Source organism: Streptomyces sp. PTY087I2 (assembly GCF_001687325.1).
Classification (GTDB): domain Bacteria; phylum Actinomycetota; class Actinomycetes; order Streptomycetales; family Streptomycetaceae; genus Streptomyces.
The window spans coordinates 66,103-80,761 of sequence record NZ_LZRD01000020.1 but is presented as its reverse complement, the minus strand read 5'-3'; the positions used below and the strand labels follow the sequence as shown (position 1 = coordinate 80,761).

The window sequence follows — 14,659 nt, the reverse complement described above, 5'->3', positions numbered from 1 at the left end:
CCTTCCAGCCTGTCCGGCGTTTGAGGACGTCTTTCAAGCCCCTCCGGCGATTGAGGAGCGGGGCCCGGGGCAGCGCCCCGAAAGCGCCCCGCCCCTCACCCCGCCCCCAGCTTCCGCACCCGCTTCCACAGCGACGGATCCACCGCACCCACCCTCCGCCGGAACCCGGCGACCGGTACCTCCCGCAGCTCATCCGTCTCCAGAAAGCTCTGCCGCCCCTGCCGGTCCCCGACCGTCCCGGCCGGCAACGCGATCACCCCGGGCCGCTCCTCGTGACGCTTGCTGGTGATCTTCGCGACCAGCGCCGTACGCCCGCGCCCCCGCCCCCGTACCGAGATCACCAGACACGGCCGGTCCTTCGACCCGGGCCCGTCCTCGTACGGCACATCGGCCCACCACACCTCACCCGCCCGCGGCACCCGCTCTCCCGGGCCCGAGGGCCGCGGACGCGACGGCCGGGACGGCGGCCGGGCCGACCCCACCGGCTGCCCCGGCCGACCCGGCCGCCGCCGGGACCGGGGCCCCCGGTCAGACCGCCCCCGCCCGTCCACCACCGCGGCGACGAGAGCCAGCAGAACCACGGCGACCAGCGCCACCCACCACAACGTGTCCATCCCCCGACCGTACCGGCGGGCGAAGAGGCCCCCGAGGGCCGGACCGTGGGCGCGCTTCCATCGAACCGGTGACAGAGCAGGTGAGTTCCCCCACAACGGAGGGCAGCGGAGGAGCGACGCGGAGTTTCGCGCCTTACGCTCGACGAACCGCAAAACCGATCCCGCAGGAACCACCATCAGGTTCCGGCGGCATCGCCCGAACCCTCCCCGTTCCCGCGCCCCGGAGGTTCACGCTCCATGAAGCTCACCGTCGTCGGCTGCTCCGGCTCGTTCCCGTCCAAGGGTTCGGCATGCTCGAGCTACCTCGTAGAGGCCGACGGCTTCCGGCTGCTCCTCGACATGGGCAACGGCGCCCTCGGCGAGTTGCAGCGCCACGTCGGTCTCTACGACCTGGACGCGATCTTCCTCAGCCATCTGCACGCCGACCACTGCATCGACATGTGCGCGTACTTCGTCGTGCGCTACTACCCCCACGGCGGCGACCGCCCCCGCCCTCTCCCGGTCTACGGCCCCGAGGGCACCGAGCAGCGGCTGACCGCCGCCCACGGCGACACCCCCTCCGACCGGGCGATGGGCGAGGTCTTCGACTTCCACACCCTCAAGCCGGGGTCCTTCGAGATCGGCCCGTTCTCGGTCCGTACGGAGAAGCTCTGCCACCCCGTCGACACCTTCGGCATCCGGGTCGAGCACGGCGGCTCCTCCCTCGCCTACTCCGGCGACACGGGGACCTGCGACGCGCTGGAGGACCTGGCCCGGGACGTGGACCTCTTCCTCTGCGAGGCGTCGTTCGTCGACGGCAAGGAGGACATCCCCGATCTGCACCTGAACGGCCGCGAGGCCGGCGAGGCGGCGGCCCGCGCCGGAGCGCGCCGGCTCGTCCTCACCCACATCCCGCCGTGGACCGACGCCGACCGCAACGCCGCCGACGCCCGCGCGGCCTACCCGGGCCCGGTGGAGCTGGCGGCCCCGGGAGCGGTGTACGAGCTCTGAGCACGACGGCGCCCCCGCCTTCCCTCTCGGGAGGCGGGGGCGCCGTCGTACGTACGGGTGAGGCGGGAGGCTACTTCGCCTCGGCCTTCTGGAGCTCGGCGAGCTCCTCGTCCGACTCCCGGCCCGGGGTCGGGAGGTTGAACTTGATGATCGCGAAGCGGAAGACCGCGTAGTAGATCACCGCGAAGCAGAGGCCGACCAGGACCAGCATCCAGGGCTTCGACGCGATGCCCAGGTTCAGCAGGAAGTCGACCAGACCGGCCGAGAAGCCGAAGCCGTCCTTCATGCCGAGCGCCCAGGTCAGGGCCATGGACACACCGGTCAGCACCGCGTGGATCGCGTACAGCACCGGCGCGATGAACATGAACGTGAACTCGATCGGCTCGGTCACACCGGTGACGAACGAGGTCAGCGCGAGGGAGAACATCATGCCGCCGACGACCTTGCGGCGCTCGGGGCGGGCGCAGTGGACGATCGCGAGGCAGGCCGCCGGGAGGGCGAACATCATGATCGGGAAGAAGCCGGTCATGAACTGTCCGGCGTCCGGGTCACCGGCGAGGAAGCGGGCGATGTCGCCGTGGGCACCGTTGTACTCGCCCGCCTGGAACCACGGGAAGGAGTTCAGCAGGTGGTGCATGCCGACCGGGATCAGCGCACGGTTGGCGACACCGAAGATGCCCGCGCCGACCGCGCCGGAGCCGACCAGCCACTCACCGAAGTTGTGCAGACCGGCACCGAGGACCGGCCAGATCAGACCGAAGACGATACCGACGAGGAGGCCCGCGAAGGCGGAGAGGATCGGGACCAGACGGCGGCCGCTGAAGAAGCCCGCCCAGTCCGGCAGCTTGGTCCGGTAGAACTTCTGGTAGATCAGGGCGACGATGATGCCCATCACGACACCGCCGAGGACACCCGCGTTGACCGGGGCGTCGTTCATGACGATCTTGCCGTCGACGACGCTGGCGACCTGCGGCAGGTTGCTGTCGGTGAAGGTGGCGAGCACCTTCTGGAAGACCAGGTAGCCGGTGACGGCGGCCAGCGCGGTCGAGCCGTCCGACTTCTTCGCGAAGCCGATCGCGATGCCGACGGCGAACAGCAGCGCCATGTTGTCGAGGATCGCGCCACCGCCCGCGGCCATGTAACCGGCCAGCTTGGTGACGACGGTCGGGAACGAGTCGCGGCCCAGCATGTCCCCGTTGCCGAGGCGGACCAGGAGCGCGGCGGCCGGCAGCACGGCGACCGGCAGCATGAGGCTGCGGCCGATGCGCTGCATGACGGCCATCGCGCCGGCGCCCTTCTTCTTCTCGGCCGCGGGTGCGGTCTCAGCCGTGGTCATCAACTTCCTCCATGGGACACGGTGCCGCCCAGGTCGTTGATGCGGGGAGGCGGCGACTCGGCAGACCCTGCGGCAGAGCGCCGTGGTCTGGACCACTCAGTGGTGTAGACCAGTTTTAGCACGGTGAGGGATAGATAAGGAACCTTCAATTCCCTATCTCATTCGCAGTAGCAGACTCGGCACGTTCGGTGACATGCCGAAGGCCCCCGGACCGGACGGTCCGAGGGCCTTGCGGGGGCCGGGGCAAAGCCCCGGTGTGCTGCTACTTCGTCAGATCCTTCTCGATCTCCTTCTCGATCTCCTCGGGTTCGCGCCCCGGTGTCTTGAGGTCGAACTTGGTGATCGCGAAGCGGAAGATCACGTAGTAGATCACGGCGAAGCACGCGCCGATCGGGAGGATCAGCCAGGGTTTCGTATCCAGATGCCAGTTGACGACGTAGTCGATCAACCCGGCCGAGAAGCTGAACCCCGCATGCACGCCGAGCAGCCAGGTGATGCCCATCGAGGCACCCGTGAGCACCGCGTGCACGCCGTACAGCAGCGGCGCGACGAACATGAACGAGAACTCGATCGGCTCGGTCACACCGGTGACGAACGACGTCAGCGCCACCGAGACCATCAGGCCCCCCACCTCCTTGCGGCGCTCGGGCCGCGCGCAGTGGGTGATGGCCAGGGCCGCGGCGGGCAGGCCGAACATCATGATCGGGAAGAAGCCCGAGGTGAACTGGCCGGCCGACGGGTCCTGGGCGAAGAACCGGGAGATGTCGCCCTGGACGGTCTGGCCGTCCGCCCCGGTGAACTCGCCCGCCTGGAACCAGAAGAACGTGTTCAGGAACTGGTGCATGCCGATCGGGATCAGCAGCCGGTTCGCGAAGCCGAAGATCGCCGCACCCCAGGAGCCGAGGTCGATCAGCTGCTTGGAGAACCAGGTCAGCCCGTCACCCACCGGCTGCCACAGCAGCCCGAACAGGACGCCGAGGATCACGCAGAGGAACGCCATCAGGATCGGCACCAGGCGCCGGCCGTTGAAGAAGCCGAGCCAGTCGACCAGCTTGGTGCGGTGGTAGCGCTGCCAGACTACGGCGGTCAGCAGGCCGATGATGATGCCGCCGAGAACCCCGGGGTTCTGCGGTTCGCCCTGCGGCAGCTCGTCCGTCACGGTGCCGTCGATGGGGAAGGCGGTCAGTACCCCCCGGTAGACGAGGAAGCCGACCACCGCTGCGAGCGCGGTGGACCCGTCCGCCTTCTTCGCGAAGCCGATGGCGACGCCGATACAGAACAGCAGGGGCAGGCCGAGCTTGCCGTCGAGGATCGCGCCGCCGCCGTTGAGGAGGACCGAGGCGGTCTTCTCCCAGAAGGAGCCGTGCAGATAGGACCCGAACAGGTTCCCGAGGCTGACGAGCAGGCCTGCCGCCGGGAGGACGGCCACCGGAAGCTGAAGGCTCCGCCCGACCTTCTGCAAGCCCTGGACCGGTCCGTTCCACCATTTCTGCTGCGGTGCCGCAGCGGCGCTCGAACTCATGGGCGTCCTCCCGGAACACTTCACGTTTGGCGGTCGTTGCAAACTGGTGTAGACCAGTTGCGTCACGGTCCGGGCCCCGCCCCTGAAGGCAGGGGACCGGTGATCGTCATCTTTCGGGATCGTCCGGTTACCCGCCCGCGAAGTTGGTCCAACCGTGCGTTACCGTGACGAAACGGACCCGCAGCGGGCGGCCGTCTGCGCGTGAAACAGGGAGAAGGACATGGCCACCAAGGCTGAGAAGATCGTCGCCGGGCTCGGCGGCATCGACAACATCGACGAGATCGAAGGCTGCATCACCCGCCTCCGCACCGAGGTCCACGACCCCGAGAAGGTCGACGAAGCCGCCCTCAAGGCCGCCGGCGCCCACGGCGTCGTCAAGATGGGCACGGCGATCCAGGTCGTCATCGGCACCGACGCGGACCCCATCGCCGCCGACATCGAAGACATGATGTGACCGGCTGACCCGACGCCGGACCCCGCGGCCGCGCCTCCCGAAGGCGCCCGCACCCGCAGGCCCCGTACCCCGCACCAGGGAACGGGGCCTGCGGCACATCCGGGAACGGCGACACCCACGCCCGGGCCCACCGCACCTGAGCACAGCCGCCACGGAACCTGAGCCACATCCGACCGCGCGTCCCCCCCCCCCGGGGCCCCACCGCACCCGAACGGAGCCACCCCCGCCAACGGATAAAGTCGGGCCATGTCTCGCATCGACGGCCGCACCCCTGAACAGCTCCGCCCCGTCACCATCGAACGCGGCTGGAGCAAGCACGCCGAAGGCTCAGTCCTCATCTCCTTCGGCGACACCAAAGTCTTCTGCACCGCCTCCGTCACCGAAGGCGTCCCGCGCTGGCGCAAGGGCAGCGGCGAGGGCTGGGTCACCGCCGAGTACTCCATGCTGCCCCGCTCCACCAACACCCGCGGCGACCGCGAAGCCGTACGCGGCAAGATCGGCGGCCGCACGCACGAGATCAGCCGCCTGATCGGCCGCTCCCTGCGCGCCGTCATCGACTACAAGGCGCTCGGCGAGAACACCATCGTCCTGGACTGCGACGTCCTCCAGGCCGACGGCGGCACCCGTACGGCCGCCATCACGGGCGCGTACGTCGCCCTCGCCGACGCCGTCAGCTGGGCCCAGGGCAAGAAGATCGTCAAGGCCGGCCGCAAGCCGCTCACCGACACCGTGGCGGCCATCAGCGTCGGCATCGTCGACGGCACCCCGCTTCTCGACCTCTGTTACGAGGAGGACGTCCGGGCCGAGACCGACATGAACGTCGTCTGCACGGGCGACGGCCGCTTTGTCGAGGTCCAGGGCACCGCCGAGGGCGCCCCCTTCGACCGCAAGGAACTGGGCTCCCTCCTGGACCTCGCGACCGCGGGCTGCGTCGATCTCGCCGCACTCCAGCGTGACGCACTCGCAACCACGCGGAACGCGTAGCGACGCGCCCTCCCCGGGTAAAGAAGCAACCAAATAAGCACGACACAGCGTCGTTACGAGCACGGGCGTACGGGTCGAACCGTGCGCCCGTCCACGTACCGACCCCCGGGGAGGGACCCGCTCCATGGCTTCGCGCCGCCACCAACGCCTCGCACTGGCCACCGCCGCCACCCTGCTGACGCTGACCACGGCCGTGGGCTGCGCCGGCCTCGACAAGGCCCTCGACTGCGTCCGCACCGCCGACGCCATCGCCACCAGCGTCAACAACCTCCAGCGGGCCGTCTCCAACGCCTCCGAGGACATCACCCAGGCCTCCGAGTCCCTGGACGAGATCGACCGCGAGCTGAAGAACCTCGACGACACCACGGACGACGCCGACCTCTCCAAGGCCGTCGACGACCTCCAGAAGGGCGTCACGGAGGTCCGCAAGTCCATCGAGGCGGGCGACGCGACCCCCGACATCACCCCGGTGACGGACGCGGCGACGGAGATCGGCAAGGTCTGCACCCCGTAGGTCGAGCGGCCCCGGGCCGACGGGGGCGCCGGCCCGGCGACAATGGCCCCATGAAGCGCCTGATCCTCGCCACCCGCAACGCCGGGAAAATCACCGAACTCCACGCCATCCTCGCCGACGCGGGACTCGACCTCGACCTCGTCGGCGCGGACGCGTACCCCGACATCCCCGACGTCAAGGAGACCGGCGTCACCTTCGCCGAGAACGCGCTCCTCAAGGCCCACGCCCTGGCCCGCGCCACGGGCCTCCCGGCCGTCGCCGACGACTCCGGCCTCTGCGTCGACGTCCTCGGCGGCGCCCCCGGCATCTTCTCGGCCCGCTGGGCCGGCACCCACGGCGACGACAAGGCCAACCTCGACCTGCTCCTGGCCCAGCTCGGCGACATCGACACCCCCCACCGAGGCGCCTACTTCGCCTGCGCCGCCGCCCTGGCCCTCCCCGACGGCACGGAACGCGTGGTCGAGGGCCGCCTGAACGGCATCCTCCGCCACACCCCGTCCGGCACAGGAGGCTTCGGCTACGACCCGATCCTCCAGCCGGAGTCCGAAACCCGCACCTGCGCGGAGCTGACCCCGGCGGAGAAGAACGCGATCAGCCACCGGGGGAAGGCGTTCCGGGCGTTGGTGCCGGTGGTGCGGGAGTTGGTGGGGTGAAACGTGGAGAAGGGGCCGTCCCGCTGGGGACGGCCCCTTCTCGTCGACGTGCGGCCGGTGGGATTCGAACCCACACAGGATTTCTCCCAGATGCCCCTAAAACACCCGCCGATACCAGTTTGGCTACGGCCGCGCAGCAGATCTCAGCTTACTGCCCTCTGCGGAGTGAGTGTGGGGGATATCAGGGAGAGATCCTCAGAGCCGAGTGACCTTGCCGCCCCTGCACCAGGTTCGGGTCACCGCGTGGCAGTTCGGGCACAGGAGCCGGAGATTCTCCCTGCGGTCGTCGCTCCAGTCTCCGTTGATGTGGTCCACCTCCAGTGTCATGGGCTTGCCCTGCCAGGACGCGGAGGTCCCGCACTCGGCGCACTCTTCCATGAGGCCGACCTCCCGCAGAGCCCGGCGCAATAGGGCCGTCTTCGTGCGGTGTGTGTCCTCGTGTTTCACAAGGATCTGTTCAGCGGTTCTGAGCGGGGTGGGTCCGGCGTTTCCCCGCTGGTGCCCCTGCCCGAGAAAGTGCGCGGTGGTGAGTCCGTCTTCGGCGATCCACGCGCGCAGGTGCTGCCGCTGGCTCGTGGTGTCCGCCCGACCCAGTCGCCTGAGCGTGTCAGCGATGGAAATGGCACCGGCAACGGCCTCCGAGAGTTCTGTGGTGGAGGGGCGCCCTCCGGCTCTGGTGCGGCGAGGAAAGTGGGACACGTCGATCCCGTAATGCTCGAAGCGAGCGAGCAGGTAGCGACTGAGCCTGCCGTAGGGGCGCGTGCCAAAAACGCGATGACTTCTTGGATGTCAGTGCACTGACGGGCTGCCTCGATCAGCCGCTCGCGCGTGTAGCCACTGCGGGTACTCATGGGGCCTCACTTCGTGCCGCGAGGCGGCGCCCCTTGCCGCGACCGCGATACGTATCGGTCGTCGAGTGGCAGTTGGGGCAGAGGAGCCGGAGGTTCTGCGGCTGGTTGTTCCGCCAGTTGCCGTCGATGTGATCGACCTCGAGCGGTAGCGGCCGGTTCCGCCACGTCCCCCCTGTGCCGCAGAGGGCGCAGCGTTCCGTGGTGCCCATGGCGATCATTGCTCGCTTGAGCCTCTCGCCGGGGATGCGGCGTGCGAGGTTCTGGCTCTGGTCGACCAGCAGTTCCTCTGGGCGCCTACGGCGGATCTCGCCGCTCCTCGATGGTGCCGAGAAGTGCGAGGTGTCGATCCCCAGAGCCTTTACGCGGCGGCTGATGTGGGTGTGCTGACCGCCGACCACCTCCAGGCCGAGGCGCCGCAGCACTTCGCACATGTTGGTGGAAGCCGCGACCGCCGCCTGGAGTACTTCCTTCGTCCAGCGCACTCCTTCGCTTTCGAAGTGGCCGGTGTCCACGCCAAGTTTCCGCATACGGTCCAGGAGGTACCGCCGCGTCGGACTCTTCGGATCCACGCCCAGCTCCGTCAACGCCTCCGAAAGCGTCCGCGACGACGCTGCCGCATCCGCCAGCCGCTCCCGCGTGTACGGGCTCTTTCCCATGCCTCTGCCCCCTCCGTCCTCGGCCGCATGTTCGCAGCCTCGTACGGAGTAACGACCCGTTTATCGGATGGTCACGTCCGTAATCTGGAGAGGGCACCCGGCGGGTGAAGGCACCAGCCCTCAGAACTTCGGCTCCGGGGCCTGCGCCTGGACCAGTTCCGCTGCCTCCTCGTCCGTCTCCACCGACGGCGGGGAGCCGATCAGGGGCTTCTGGGCGGTTTCCTTCATGCAGGCCACCGCGATCACGCCGATCAGGGCCGCCGCCATCGCGTAGTACGCCGGCATCAGGTTGGAGCCGGTCCAGCTGATCAGGGCCGTGATCACCAGCGGGGTCGTGCCGCCGAAGATCGACGCGGAGAGGTTGTAGCCGACGGAGAGGGAGCCGTAGCGGACGTTCGTCGGGAACAGGGCCGGGAGGGCCGCCGACATCGTGCCGAGCATGCAGACCAGCGAGAGGCCCAGCAGCAGCATGCCGATCGTGATCGGGAGGATGCCGTCGATCCGGATCAGGAGGAAGGAGGGGAGGGAGAGGAAGAGGAAGCCCAGCATCCCGGTCATCAGCAGCGGCTTGCGGCCGAAGCGGTCGGAGAGCTTGCCGATCCGGGCGATGATCGTCATCAGGAACACCATCACCGCCAGCAGGATCAGCAGCCCGTGCGTCTCGCTGTAGCCCAGCTCGTCGGAGAGGTACGTCGGCATGTACGACAGCAGCATGTAGTCGGTGATGTTGTACGCGCCGACCAGGCAGATGCAGAGGATCAGCGTCGGCCAGTACTGCCGGAAGATCTTCGCCAGGTCACCCTTGGCCGTGGCCTCGACTCCGTCCGCCGCCTCGCTCGCGTGCGCCGTGCCGCCCTCCAGCTTCTGGAAGGCCGGCGTCTCGTCCAGCTTCAGCCGCAGGTAGAGGCCGACCAGGCCCAGCGGGCCCGCGACGAGGAACGGGATCCTCCACCCCCAGGCCTCCATCTGCGCGTCGGTGAGGAGTGCGTACAGGGCTGTCACCAGACCGGCCGCACCGACGTAGCCCGCCAGGGTCCCGAACTCCAGGAAGCTCCCGAAGAAGCCGCGCCGCTTGTCGGGGGCGTACTCCGCGATGAACGTCGAGGCGCCCCCGTACTCACCGCCCGTCGAGAACCCCTGGAGCATCCGGAAGAAGATCAGCAGGACCGCGGCCCACACGCCGATCGTGTCGTGCGAGGGGATCAGGCCGATCGCGAACGTACCGACCGCCATCAGGATCATCGTCAGCGCCAGGACCTTCTTGCGGCCGACCTTGTCTCCCATCGGGCCGAAGAACATCCCGCCCAGCGGCCGTACGAGGAAGGCCACCGCGAACGTCGCGAAGGAGGACAGCAGCTGCGTGGTGTCGTTCCCGGACGGGAAGAACACATGCCCGATCGTCACGGCCAGATAGGAGTAGATCCCGAAGTCGAACCACTCCATGGCGTTGCCCAGGGAGGCCGCCTTCACGGCCCGCTTCACCGCGGCGTCGTCCGTGACCGTGATGTCCGTCCGGCGCAACCGCGGATTCTGGCGCTTCCGGATGGCCCGGAAGAGCGCGGGGTGGCGTTTGACCGCTGCTGGGTCGGCCGCCTGGTGGGGGTCGGGGGCCGCCATGGCCGGGGTCCTTTCCTCGAAGGGCGTTCCAGGAAAGGCTTCTGTGCAGAGATGGCGGTCGCAAACCGACTTCATGGGCCGATGCGATCTCCCTCACACGATCTCGACACGTCGTGGCGCGTACAGCCGCCATGGCCTTGAGATCGTGTGAGGGGCGTCTCGGGGCGAGACCGGTCAGATGCCCAGGTCCCTGATGATCTTCGCCACGTGACCGGTCGCCTTCACGTTGTAGAACGCGTGCTCGACCTTGCCGTCCTCGTCGACGACGACGGTGGAGCGGATCACGCCCGTCACCACTTTGCCGTAGAGCTTCTTCTCGCCGAAGGCGCCGTACGCCGCCAAAGTTTCCTTGGCCGGGTCGCCCACCAGGGTGACCTTGAGGTTTTCCGTGTCGCGGAACTTCGCGAGCTTCTCCGGCTTGTCGGGGGAGACGCCGATGACGTCGTACCCGGCGTTCGCCAGAAGGTCGAGGTTGTCCGTGAAGTCGCAGGCCTGCTTGGTGCATCCGGGGGTAAGAGCGGCCGGGTAGAAGTACACGATGACCTTGCGGCCCTTGTGGTCCGCGAGCGACACCTCGTTGCCGTCGGCGTCGGGAAGGGTGAGGGCGGGAGCGGTGTCGCCGGGCTTCAGTCGCTCGCTCATGTGGTTCTCCTCGGGTGGTGCGCTGGTCGGACGGGACCGAGGGTAATAGGGGTGCCGCCGGGTGTGCGGAGGTTCGAGCTGACAGACTGTCGACGAAGGTCTCAGACGAAGGTCTCAGACGAAGGTTCAACGGACGACGACCACGGAGGCGGCGCAGTGTCGGATGCCAGGACCCCTGCGCAGATCGAGGCGGACATCATCAGCAGGCGCGAGCAGCTCGCTGTGGTGCTCGACGAGATCGGGGTGCGCGTACACCCGAAGACGATCATCGGAGACGCCAAGGCGAAGGCGGCCCAGTCCGTGGACCGGACGGCCGGCCGTGCCTTCGTCGCGGTGAACCGCTCGGTGTCGGAGGTGAAGGCCCAGTTCGTCGCGGAGGACGGCTCGCCGCGGCTGGAGCGGGTGATCCCCGCGGCGCTGCTGGTGGTCGGCGTGGTGGGGCTGCTCACCGCGTCGAAGCGCCGCCGCCGCGCGTGATCCGAACCCGGAGGCGTACGGTCCGGCCCTCGGCAGGTAGGTTGCGGGCGTGAGCGAGAACACCACCCCCGGTAGCACCACCTCCGGTAACACCACCCCCGGCGCCCCGCACGACGACAAGCTGCCCATCCGGATGCTGCACGACCGCGTGCTCGTGCGGAACGACGCGTCCGAGGGCGAGCGGCGTTCCGGCGGCGGCATCCTGATCCCGGCGACGGCCGCGGTGGGCCGCCGGCTGGCCTGGGCCGTCGTCGTGGCGGTCGGCCAGAACGTGCGGACGGTGGAGCCCGGCGACCGGGTGCTGTACGACCCCGAGGACCGGGCCGAGGTCGAGGTGCGGGGCGTGGCGTACGTCCTGATGCGGGAGCGCGATCTCCACGCGGTGGCCGCCGACCGGTTCGAGGGGTCGGTGGATTCGACCGGGCTGTATCTGTAGAACCGTGCTGTTCAGGGCCTGGTGACCGGTGTCACCAGGCCCTTTCCCTGTTTCTTGCTACGGTGGAACCACCCCGACGAGACGCGCCGTACCGGGTTGGCAAAGACGACGCACCCGTGAAGTTGTCCGTGTGTTCGTCGTCGGAGGTTCTGTCATGGCCTGGGTTCTGCTGGTCGTCGCCGGTCTGCTCGAAGTGGGCTGGTCGATCGGGATGAAATACACCGAGGGGTTCACGCGGCTGTGGCCGAGCGTGTTCACCGGCCTCGGGATCGTGGCGAGCATGATGCTGCTGTCGCATGCGGCGAAGACGCTGCCGATCGGTACGGCGTACGGCGTGTGGGTCGGCATCGGCGCGGCCGGTGCGGCGGTCCTGGGCATGGTCGTGCTGAACGAGCCGGTGACCGCCGCGCGGATCTTCTTCGTCTGTCTGCTGCTGGTGGCCGTGGTGGGCCTGAAGGCGACTTCGGGGCACTGAGGCCTGGCCTGTCTGCCCTAGCCGTTTCCGTCCGGGACGGTGGTGACCGACCCCTCGTCTGTCGTGTTCCCGCCCGTGTCCGTGCCGGGCGTGGGCGGGGCGCTGCCGTTGGGCTCTGTCGAGGAGGACGGGTCCGTGCCCCCGTCGGCGTTCTCGTCGACCAGGAGCTCGTCCTCCTCGTCCGACCCCGGAGCCGTCCGCAGGTCGAACTCCTGGGCCGGGGACGAGCGCAGCGCCGCTTCCGTATAGGCGGCCCAGGTCTCGGCCGGGGCGCCGCCGCCGTTGACGCGGGACAGGCCGAGGGCCCCGTACAGCGGGGTCTGGGCGCCCGAGTCCGGGTTCTGGCCCATCACGGCGACGACGCTCGCGAGGTCCGGGGTGTACCCGGCGAACCAGGCGGCCCGGTCCTCCTCCGCGGTGCCGGTCTTGCCCACGGCGGGGCGGCCCACCGCCTGGGCGGCGGTGCCGGTGCCGCCCTCCACGACGCTGCGCAGGACGGCGGTCGTGGTGTCGGCGGCCTCACGGCTGACGGCCTGTTCGGTGGTGCGCTCCGGGAGCGCGATCTCCGTGCCGTCCTTGGTGACCTTCTCGACGAGAACGTACCTGCCGTGCCGGCCGTGGTCGGCGAGGGTGGCGTACGCCTCGGCCATGTCCAGGACGCTGGCGTTGGCGGTGCCGAGCGCGATGGAGGGGGCGGCGGTGAGGTCGGGGGTGTCGGCGGGGATGCCGAGGGCGATCGCGGTCTCCCGGACCTTCGCGGGGCCGACGTCCTGCGCCATCTGGGCGTAGACGGAGTTGACGGACTTGTCGGTGGCGACGCGCACGGTGATGTCGCCGTAGTCGACGTCGTCCTCGTTGGCGGGGGCGTAGTCGGTGGCCCCCTGCACGCCGACGACGGTGCGTTTGTTGGTGCCGTCGTAGACGGTGTTGGGGTTGATGGGCCGGCCGTCCTGGGTGGTGGACTCGTTGACGACGGCGGAGGTGAGGACGAACGGCTTGAAGACGGAGCCGACCTGGTAGTCGCGGCGGGTCGCGTTGCTGACGTACTGCTTCGTGTAGTCGATGCCGCCGTACAGGGCGACGACCTTCCCGGTCTCCGGGACGATCGAGGCGCCGCCGACGCGGACGTTGCGGTCGGCGGCGCGTTCGGCGCTGGTCCTGGCCGTCACGTTGTCGGCGACGGCTTTGACGAAGGCGTCCTGCTTGGCCTTGTCGAGGGTGGTGGTGATGCGGTAGCCGCCGGTGGCGAGGGTCTTCGCGTCGAGGATGCCGCGCCGGTTCAGGTACTCCTCGACGGCCTGCACGATGTAGCCGCGCTGCCCCGAGAGCCCGTTGGACGGTTTGGCCTCGCCGGGGGTGGGGAAGCGCGTCGCCTCCCGTTCGTCGGCGGTCAGCCAGCGTTCCTTGACCATGCCGTTGAGGACGTAGTTCCAGCGGCGCTGGGCCGCGGGTTTGTTGTCGGGGTGGGCGACGACGTCGTACGCGCTGGGGGCGTTCAGCAGGGAGGCGAGGTACGCGCCTTCGGCGGTGGTGAGCTCCTCGACGTTCTTGCCGTAGTACGCCTGGGCGGCGGCCTGGATGCCGTACGCGTTGCGCCCGAAGTAGCTGGTGTTGAGGTAGCCCTCGAAGATCTGGTCCTTGGACTCCTCACGGTTGAGCTTGACCGCGATGATGGCTTCCTTGGCCTTGCGCAGGACGGTGCGTTCCTGGCCGAGGTAGTAGTTCTTCACGTACTGCTGGGTGATCGTCGAGCCGCCCTGTTTGCCCTTGCCGGTGACGGTGTTCCAGCCGGCCCGGAGCATCGCCTTCACGTCCACGGCGCGGTCGTCGGTGTAGAAGTCCCGGTCCTCGGCGGCCAGGACCGCGTGCTGCACGGTCGGGGGGACCTGGGAGAGCCTGACCTTCTCCCGGTTCACGTCGCCGTCCCGGGCGATGACGCTGCCATCGCTGTAGAGGTAGACGTTGGACTGGGCGGTGGCCGCCGCGTTGGCGGCCGGGATGTCGACGAGCCGGTAGGCGGCGAAGACCCCGGCGCCGATGAGGACGATGAGGCCGAGGACGGTGCCGAGGGTCATCCGCCAGGTGGGGATCGCGCGCCGCCAGCCGGTGCGCCGGGGCCGCGCCTTCTTCCCGGGCTTCCCGGGCTTTTCAGGATTTCCGGCCGGCTCTCCGGACGCCGTAGGCCGGTGGTTTCCGGAGGAGGCTCCCGCGCCCGAGGAGTCGCGGGGGGCCCAGCTCTGTGGCTCGTCGCTCATGTCGGTGGGGGCTCCTGAGACGTGGTCAGTTCTCCCATAGTGCCCGGTTCGTCAGCAAATCTGCGTTTCTTACTGTCCCGTTCCCTCCTCCGGTCGTCGGCCCGTTGCTCTCCGGCCGGTCGGAAAAGAAGTCGCAGCGGCCCTCGCGCGTGCACTAGGGTCGTGCGCTTTGGTGCCGGGAGC

The 14,659-nt window shown here is 69.1% G+C and carries 15 protein-coding genes, 1 tRNA gene, 1 pseudogene and 1 riboswitch; of the genes and pseudogenes, 8 read left to right on the top strand and 9 right to left on the bottom strand.

Annotated features, from left to right (window positions below):
* Positions 1–95 precede the first annotated feature (95 nt).
* Entirely contained in the window at positions 96–614 is a 519-nt protein-coding gene (locus A3Q37_RS35905) for a type II toxin-antitoxin system PemK/MazF family toxin (RefSeq protein WP_079137936.1), read from the bottom strand.
* A 237-nt stretch (positions 615–851) separates the two neighbouring features.
* Here A3Q37_RS35905 and A3Q37_RS22735 point away from each other — a divergent pair, with 237 nt between their 5' ends.
* Positions 852–1,604 (top strand): MBL fold metallo-hydrolase, encoded by a 753-nt coding sequence (locus A3Q37_RS22735; protein WP_065487478.1) that lies wholly within the window; start codon positions 852–854, stop codon positions 1,602–1,604.
* 70 nt (positions 1,605–1,674) lie between these two features.
* Here A3Q37_RS22735 and A3Q37_RS22730 read toward each other — a convergent pair whose 3' ends face one another.
* Positions 1,675–2,940: a PTS transporter subunit EIIC gene (locus tag A3Q37_RS22730; protein WP_065487477.1), complete on the bottom strand. Its 1,266-nt coding sequence runs from the start codon at positions 2,938–2,940 to the stop codon at positions 1,675–1,677.
* A 262-nt stretch (positions 2,941–3,202) separates the two neighbouring features.
* Entirely contained in the window at positions 3,203–4,462 is a 1,260-nt protein-coding gene (locus A3Q37_RS22725) for a PTS transporter subunit EIIC (RefSeq protein WP_065487476.1), read from the bottom strand.
* 220 nt (positions 4,463–4,682) lie between these two features.
* Between A3Q37_RS22725 and A3Q37_RS22720 the strand changes: the two genes are divergently transcribed.
* From A3Q37_RS22720 to rdgB, 4 genes are all read left to right on the top strand, one after another.
* Complete coding sequence (locus tag A3Q37_RS22720) at positions 4,683–4,916, top strand: glucose PTS transporter subunit EIIB (protein WP_003968866.1); 234 nt, start codon at positions 4,683–4,685, stop codon at positions 4,914–4,916.
* A gap of 246 nt (positions 4,917–5,162) precedes the next feature.
* Positions 5,163–5,900: a ribonuclease PH gene (gene rph / locus A3Q37_RS22715; RefSeq protein WP_030087643.1), complete on the top strand. Its 738-nt coding sequence runs from the start codon at positions 5,163–5,165 to the stop codon at positions 5,898–5,900.
* A gap of 124 nt (positions 5,901–6,024) precedes the next feature.
* The gene (locus tag A3Q37_RS22710) at positions 6,025–6,414 is read left to right on the top strand and encodes a hypothetical protein (protein ID WP_065487475.1); all 390 of its coding nucleotides are present in this window, start codon (positions 6,025–6,027) and stop codon (positions 6,412–6,414) included.
* A 50-nt stretch (positions 6,415–6,464) separates the two neighbouring features.
* Complete coding sequence (rdgB, locus tag A3Q37_RS22705; RefSeq protein ID WP_065487474.1) at positions 6,465–7,067, top strand: RdgB/HAM1 family non-canonical purine NTP pyrophosphatase; 603 nt, start codon at positions 6,465–6,467, stop codon at positions 7,065–7,067.
* A 49-nt stretch (positions 7,068–7,116) separates the two neighbouring features.
* On the opposite strand, the gene A3Q37_RS22700 is transcribed toward rdgB, so the two are convergent.
* The 5 genes and pseudogenes from A3Q37_RS22700 to bcp all read right to left on the bottom strand — a co-directional run bounded on the left by A3Q37_RS22700 (position 7,117) and on the right by bcp (position 10,833).
* Positions 7,117–7,200: transfer RNA gene (locus tag A3Q37_RS22700), tRNA-Leu, on the bottom strand.
* Between the two features lie 62 nt (positions 7,201–7,262).
* Positions 7,263–7,918 (bottom strand): annotated as a pseudogene (locus tag A3Q37_RS22695) (HNH endonuclease).
* Complete coding sequence (locus A3Q37_RS22690; RefSeq protein WP_065487473.1) at positions 7,915–8,574, bottom strand: HNH endonuclease signature motif containing protein; 660 nt, start codon at positions 8,572–8,574, stop codon at positions 7,915–7,917. The pseudogene A3Q37_RS22695 and the gene A3Q37_RS22690 overlap by 4 nt, the downstream one beginning before the upstream one ends.
* A 120-nt stretch (positions 8,575–8,694) precedes the next feature.
* Positions 8,695–10,191 (bottom strand): glycine betaine/L-proline transporter ProP, encoded by a 1,497-nt coding sequence (proP, locus tag A3Q37_RS22685; protein ID WP_065487472.1) that lies wholly within the window; start codon positions 10,189–10,191, stop codon positions 8,695–8,697.
* Positions 10,192–10,365: 174 nt separating this feature from the next.
* Positions 10,366–10,833, bottom strand: coding sequence for a thioredoxin-dependent thiol peroxidase (gene bcp / locus A3Q37_RS22680; RefSeq protein WP_065487471.1), 468 nt, complete (start codon positions 10,831–10,833; stop codon positions 10,366–10,368).
* A gap of 156 nt (positions 10,834–10,989) precedes the next feature.
* On the opposite strand from bcp, the gene A3Q37_RS22675 reads away from it, so the two are divergent.
* The 3 genes from A3Q37_RS22675 to A3Q37_RS22665 all read left to right on the top strand — a co-directional run bounded on the left by A3Q37_RS22675 (position 10,990) and on the right by A3Q37_RS22665 (position 12,221).
* The gene (locus A3Q37_RS22675; protein ID WP_065487470.1) at positions 10,990–11,310 is read left to right on the top strand and encodes a DUF3618 domain-containing protein; all 321 of its coding nucleotides are present in this window, start codon (positions 10,990–10,992) and stop codon (positions 11,308–11,310) included.
* A gap of 133 nt (positions 11,311–11,443) precedes the next feature.
* Positions 11,444–11,746, top strand: coding sequence for a co-chaperone GroES (locus A3Q37_RS22670; RefSeq protein ID WP_042498713.1), 303 nt, complete (start codon positions 11,444–11,446; stop codon positions 11,744–11,746).
* 44 nt (positions 11,747–11,790) lie between these two features.
* Positions 11,791–11,861, top strand: a riboswitch (guanidine-III (ykkC-III) riboswitch).
* A 39-nt stretch (positions 11,862–11,900) separates the two neighbouring features.
* Positions 11,901–12,221: a multidrug efflux SMR transporter gene (locus tag A3Q37_RS22665; protein WP_065487469.1), complete on the top strand. Its 321-nt coding sequence runs from the start codon at positions 11,901–11,903 to the stop codon at positions 12,219–12,221.
* Between the two features lie 17 nt (positions 12,222–12,238).
* Here A3Q37_RS22665 and A3Q37_RS22660 read toward each other — a convergent pair whose 3' ends face one another.
* Positions 12,239–14,476: a transglycosylase domain-containing protein gene (locus tag A3Q37_RS22660; protein WP_065487468.1), complete on the bottom strand. Its 2,238-nt coding sequence runs from the start codon at positions 14,474–14,476 to the stop codon at positions 12,239–12,241.
* Positions 14,477–14,659: the final 183 nt, after the last annotated feature.